The 5,620-nt window shown below is 43.4% G+C and carries 7 protein-coding genes; 2 read left to right on the forward strand and 5 right to left on the reverse strand.

Annotated features, from left to right (window positions below):
• The 5 genes from B4K20_RS07075 to orn form a co-directional block, all read right to left on the reverse strand.
• Positions 1-217 (reverse strand): deoxyribodipyrimidine photo-lyase (locus tag B4K20_RS07075; protein ID WP_289282392.1); only part of this gene is annotated, 217 nt, incomplete at its 3' end.
• Entirely contained in the window at positions 217-1,755 is a 1,539-nt protein-coding gene (locus B4K20_RS07080; protein ID WP_289282393.1) for a cryptochrome/photolyase family protein, read from the reverse strand. The genes B4K20_RS07080 and B4K20_RS07075, both read right to left, overlap by 1 nt.
• A 5-nt stretch (positions 1,756-1,760) precedes the next feature.
• On the reverse strand, positions 1,761-3,236 hold the full coding sequence (locus tag B4K20_RS07085) for an exonuclease domain-containing protein (RefSeq protein ID WP_289282394.1): 1,476 nt from the start codon (positions 3,234-3,236) through the stop codon (positions 1,761-1,763).
• Positions 3,229-3,387, reverse strand: a complete 159-nt coding sequence (locus B4K20_RS07090) for a DUF2256 domain-containing protein (RefSeq protein ID WP_289244524.1) — start codon at positions 3,385-3,387, stop codon at positions 3,229-3,231. The genes B4K20_RS07085 and B4K20_RS07090 overlap by 8 nt, the downstream gene beginning before the upstream one ends.
• A gap of 64 nt (positions 3,388-3,451) precedes the next feature.
• On the reverse strand, positions 3,452-4,009 hold the full coding sequence (gene orn, locus B4K20_RS07095) for an oligoribonuclease (protein ID WP_289282395.1): 558 nt from the start codon (positions 4,007-4,009) through the stop codon (positions 3,452-3,454).
• A 114-nt stretch (positions 4,010-4,123) separates the two neighbouring features.
• Here orn and B4K20_RS07100 point away from each other — a divergent pair, with 114 nt between their 5' ends.
• Together B4K20_RS07100 and B4K20_RS07105 are read left to right on the forward strand one after the other, a co-directional pair.
• Positions 4,124-5,368 (forward strand): M48 family metallopeptidase, encoded by a 1,245-nt coding sequence (locus tag B4K20_RS07100; RefSeq protein ID WP_289282396.1) that lies wholly within the window; start codon positions 4,124-4,126, stop codon positions 5,366-5,368.
• 1 nt (position 5,369) lies between these two features.
• A partial coding sequence (locus B4K20_RS07105) for a hypothetical protein (protein WP_289282397.1) occupies positions 5,370-5,620 on the forward strand: 251 nt, incomplete at its 3' end.

The following is a 5,620-nucleotide window of genomic DNA, read 5'->3' on the forward strand; positions in this document are numbered from 1 at the left end:
TGAATTGAATACCTTTCTTAGCAAGGTTGTGATTTAAATCATTCAGTGAGGCTGCTTTCAAACCAAGTTTGGCCTCAGACTCATTATGTTGCAGCCATTGTTTGGGTGTCGCAATAAACAAAACCTGAATATCGCCACGCTGCTGTGCTAAAGCGAAGGCAGGATTGTCATCTAAACGTAGATCATTTCTTAACCAGACTAAATGTGATGCTGACATTAGGTATCCTTATTCTTTTTGTCGATATGCTGAAATAACCATGCGGCTCGTTCACGGATGGCGTGTTGTTCTTTATGTGATTTCTTTTCCCAGTTTTTTGCTTGCATCGCCAGCCGAGGGTTGTGACTAATGAGGTCATTATGCTGATCGATAAAATACCAATACAAGGTAGTAAAAGGGCAAGCTTTATCGCCAGAAGCTTGTTTTGGGTCGAATGGACAATGCTGACAGTAGTTTGACATGCGGTTGATATAAGCACCGCTGGCAATATACGGTTTACTGCCAACTATTCCGCCATCAGCGTATTGACTCATACCTAGCGTATTCGGCACTTCTACCCAACTGACGGCATCAACATACATGCCCAGATACCATTGATGAATGTGTTTGGGGGCGACTTGCCACAACAGAGCAAATAAGCCCGTTACCATAAGCCGCTGAATGTGATGTCCGTAACCATAATCAATGACTTGTTTTATGGCTTGATGTAAACAGTGCATATCCGTATCTGCTGTCCAGTAAAACGCAGGTAAATCACGTTTGGCATCGAGCGCGTTAAACTGAAGCCAATCCTTTCGATGTGCCCAATATAAGCCCCTGACATATTCTCGCCAGCCCAATATTTGTCGAATAAAACCTTCTACCGCGTTGAGAGGTGCTTTGTTTTTTTGATAAAGCTCTTCTGCAGCATCGATCACTTCCTGCGGATCTAACAGTTTAAGGTTTAAGCTGGCCGATAAGCGCGCGTGATATAAAAAAGGCTGATCCGTCCACATTGCATCTTGGTAATCGCCGAACGAAGGCAGATAGTGGTCGATAAAGTGGCGTAATTGAATCAACGCCTGGCGACGCGTAACTGGCCAGTTAAACGTATCGAGCTTGCCTGGCAGTTGTGAGAAGTGTTTCTCTACGATGTCGATAACATCCTGTGTGATGTCATCGACAGAATAGTTTGGATTCTCTTTGATTGGGTCTGGACCCTGTTTGGCAAAGCTTTGCCGATTCGATTTATCAAAATTCCATTGCCCGCCAGTGGGTTTGTCCTGTTCCATCAGAATGTGGCGTGATTCACGTAAATGGCGATACCAGTATTCCATGGTGGGTTTTTTACGTTGTTTTAACCACTGACTGAACTCGCCACGTTTGGCGATGAAATGTTTGTCTTCTAACCAGTCTATCTTTAAATGATGTTGTTTTACGACGTGTTCAATTTCCTGCATAACCAGATAATCGCCAGGTAATACGCAACGTATTTCCGTAATGTCGTGCTGATTAAATGTATGAGTTAAAACCTCGGAAAACGAGTTGAAGCCATCCGTGATGCGATAGTAGATTAAATCAAACGCTTTTTTTTCTATCTCTTTAGCAAAGTGCCGCATGGCAGAGAGGAAGATAACGGTTCTGTTTTTATTTGATGCTGGCTGCAGAGAGGCTTGAGCGACTTCTGCCATCCAGAAAATATCAGTGGCTTTATCAACATCCTGCCAGATAAGACTATTCCAATTGAGTTGATCGCCTAGAATGATATTCAGCCTCACCCGTGTTACCCCCAACTATTCATGGAAACACTGGTTGAATTTTCCAGTGGATGAATCCTGAGATAGGGAAAGTGACTCAGTTTTGTAGGGGCCAGGAAGCGTAATAAAATTTTATAGGTATCAATATCAAAGAAGATCGAATCCTGCGGCTGCTTCAACAACCGGGTGTTTGGCGTGTTATGACTGTCTACCTGTCCCAGATAACACCATTGATCGATAAGATGAAAATGACTATCGACGCCGTTGTTCATTGGAGATTGTTCTTCCACAATAATTGGCGTTGACCATGGCCATTGCTGATTTTTGATGTGGGTCAAGGCCATATCGACACGCAGATTATAAAGCTTTGCTTGCTCTTTACCACAACAGGCACCGAGACATTTTTTTAGCTGATAACTAAAACAAGGACCGGATGCTTTCTTTTCTATGTGGCAGAGACGTTGGCATAGTTTGTATTGAGAGATGAGGTCTAATAACTTGGTTTGTGCTTGTTTTTTACTGCGAAACAGCCCGTATTTGCTAGTAATATCAAAAGCATCCGTCATATCAGCCAGCATAATATCTAATTCAGCATAACCGTCTTTATTAAGCGTTTTGTTGATTTGATACAGTTTTTTTATTTTGGTTTGGCGACGGTTGTAACGCGGTGAAGTTTGTTTGATGTAGCTGTTTTCCAATAACTGAGCGCCAAAATCAGAGGGTGTTTCAATCCAATCGATATGATGTAACTGCTGGCTGATATCAAGTTCTTTGTGATGCCGATGATCTGCTGAAAAATGGCTGAGTACACGCTCCTTAATATTGACAGATTTACCGATGTAGAGCAGTGTGCCGCCTTCATCATAGAACTGATAAATACCCGGCTTTTCGGGTAATTTCTGTATAAGCGTATTATCAAGATGGCTCGGTAGACTGGGTCGTTTTAATATATCGGCAATTGTCTGCTGGATGACTGCTGCATCGATTTGTTGTTGGATGAGAGTGAAATACGTCAGAATAACTTCCGTATCAGCCATTGCTCGATGCCGATCTTTCACGGCAATCTGATGGCGCTGGATGATTTTATCCAGGCTATGCCTTTGATGTTGAGGGAAAAGTCGTCGACTAAGTTTTACCGAGCACAGTGTTTTGGCTGAATAATCATAGCCTGCGCGTTTAAATTCCTGCTTGAGGAAACTGTAGTCAAAACGGGCATTGTGAGCAACCAGAATAACGTTTTGCAGACGTTGATATAAGGATTCAGCTATATCCTCAAAGGCGGGAGCATTAGCCACCATCTCATCATTAATGCCTGTGATTTTGTGAATCCATGGTGGGATGGGGCGCCCAGGATTAATTAAGCTTTGCCAGCGCGACTGAACTTCACCGCCTTTAATCTCAATCAGTCCTATTTCAGTAATGCGATCCCGACTGGCCCGACCACCGGTGGTTTCACAGTCCAATAAAATCATGTGCTCAGGGAAACAAGTCAGCTTAGTCATGATGCGAGACGGATGAACGAGTATGTCGACGACAGCGTTGTGAACAATAGACGACATTATCCCAATTTCGCTGCCATTTTTTACGCCATGTAAACGGCCTTTGACAGATAGGACAAATTTTGACGGGGAGTGTGGCTTTGGTGTGTGTCACAACTATTCACTAAATAATTTCACAGATAGCTTGTCGTGCTATCTGTGAAATCAATGTGAACAGCTTATTCTGCTTCAGGAAGCTTAATAAAGAGTTCGCGGTAATGTTCTAATTCGCGAATAGAGTCTTTGATGTCATCCATAGCAAGATGTGATGAGCGTTTTTTAAAACTTTTTTCGACCTTAGGAGCCCAGCGTCGAGCCAGTTCTTTAAGGCTGCTGACATCAAGGTTGCGGTAATGAAAATAGGCTTCCAGATCAGGCATGCATCGAGCCAGGAATCGACGATCCTGACAGATGCTGTTTCCGCACATTGGCGAGACACCTGCAGGAACGTATTTTTTCAGAAATTCAATGGTCTGTTGTTCAGCATCCGCTTCATTAAGTGTGCTGTTACGAACACGCTCAACCAAACCGGATTTGCCATGCTGGCGGGTATTCCACTCATCCATGCCATCAAGAATAGCATCGTCTTGATGAATGGCTAATATCGGGCCTTCTGCTAACACATTGAGATGTGCATCTGTCACAATGGTGGCTATTTCAATGATATCGTCATTATTAGTATCAAGACCGGTCATCTCCAGATCGATCCATATGAGATTGTTTTTACTTTTGGCCATGGGCTCCGTCTTTTTTTTGAGTTGGACTTAGACTGGTTGAACTTACTTGCCTGTGATTGTATCAAAGGCTACTCTGCATGACATTTTATAAAGATTCAAATTGGATAGATATTTATGAACGAATTTAGCTGGATATTTTTAGCGGCTTTGTTTTTGATGACAGCAACTGAACTCTGGTTATCAATGCGTCAAGGTAAACATGTTCAGGCGCATCGCAATAAAGTGCCAAAAGCCTTTGAAGAACAGATTAGTCTTAGCGCTCACCAAAAAGCGGCAGATTATACTGTGGCAAAAGGTCGCTTTGGCCGCAAAGAAAATGTTTATGGCGTGATTATCCTGCTGGCATGGACATTTGGCGGTGGTCTGTCCTTACTCTCGACAGCTTGGGATGGACTGGGTCTATCGCCCATGCTGACCGGTATATTATTTCTATTGAGCTTTATTGTCATTGGTTCATTATTAGACTTACCATTTTCTTATTACAGAACATTTGTTTTAGAGGATAAGTTTGGTTTCAACCGTAATACCCCGGCTCTGTTCTTCTCTGACTTTATTAAACAAACATTGTTGACCCTTATCATGGGTGCCTTATTGATTTGGGTCGCCTTGTGGATGATGCAAAGCACAGGTGAATTCTGGTGGCTGTACCTTTGGGCGGCTTGGATTGGCTTTGCCTTGTTTATGATGTGGGCTTATCCTGCCTTTATTGCCCCTTTGTTCAATAAATTTACGCCACTGGAGGATGCCAATTTACAGCAACGTGTGGAAAATTTATTAGCCCGGTGTGGTTTCAAAAGCCAAGGTATTTTTGTGATGGATGGTTCACGTCGCAGCGGTCATGGCAACGCTTACTTTACAGGACTGGGAAGCAATAAACGCATTGTTTTCTTCGATACCTTACTCAATACGTTAAATGAAGACCAAATTGAAGCTGTATTAGCGCACGAGTTGGGCCATTTCCGTCGCAAGCATGTGGTCAAAAATATGGTGGTGATGGCTGTGATTAGTTTGATTGGTCTGGCATTGCTGGGCTGGGCATCAAATCAGACCTGGTTCTATGAAGGCTTGGGGGTTAGCCAGCAGTCGAATGCTATGGCACTTGCCTTGTTCATGTTAGTCATCCCCGTATTTATGTTCTTTTTACACCCACTGATGACATCCTTGTCTCGTAAATATGAGTATGAAGCCGATGCCTATGCTGCCTCGGTATCAAGTGCAGATGATCTGATCGCGGCATTGGTGGCGTTATATAAAGAAAATGCCAGTACCTTAACTCCGGATCCACTGGTTTCTGCTGTTTATGATTCGCATCCTCCGGCGGCTATGCGGATTGCTCACTTACAAACGAACTCTGCCTGATATGTTGCAAAAAACAGTGACCTTTTTTGGCGGACTGGTGTTATGCACTATCGTGCATGCCAATGGTAAACAGTTGCATGATGCTGCTTGCTTGCAGTGTCATGCATCATTGAGCGGTGGTGATGCATACCAGTTATACAGCCGAGATGAGAAAAATATTAAAAGTTTAGCCGCGCTTGAGAAGCGTGTTTCGTATTGTGCCAAAGCAGCAGATGTTAGCTGGAATGAGCAACAAAAACGCGCGGTGGTTGA

The organism is Methylophaga sp. UBA5088 (assembly GCF_002414625.1).
In the GTDB taxonomy this organism is placed as follows: Bacteria; Pseudomonadota; Gammaproteobacteria; order Nitrosococcales; family Methylophagaceae; genus Methylophaga; species Methylophaga marina.

What these genes read in the sequence shown, in the direction of transcription:
- B4K20_RS07100 (WP_289282396.1), top strand. Translation starts at nt 4,124, where the DNA reads ATGAACGAATTTAGCTGGATATTTTTAGCGGCTTTGTTTTTGATGACA.
- orn (WP_289282395.1), bottom strand. Translation starts at nt 4,009, where the DNA reads ATGGCCAAAAGTAAAAACAATCTCATATGGATCGATCTGGAGATGACC.
- B4K20_RS07085 (WP_289282394.1), bottom strand. Translation starts at nt 3,236, where the DNA reads ATGACTAAGCTGACTTGTTTCCCTGAGCACATGATTTTATTGGACTGT.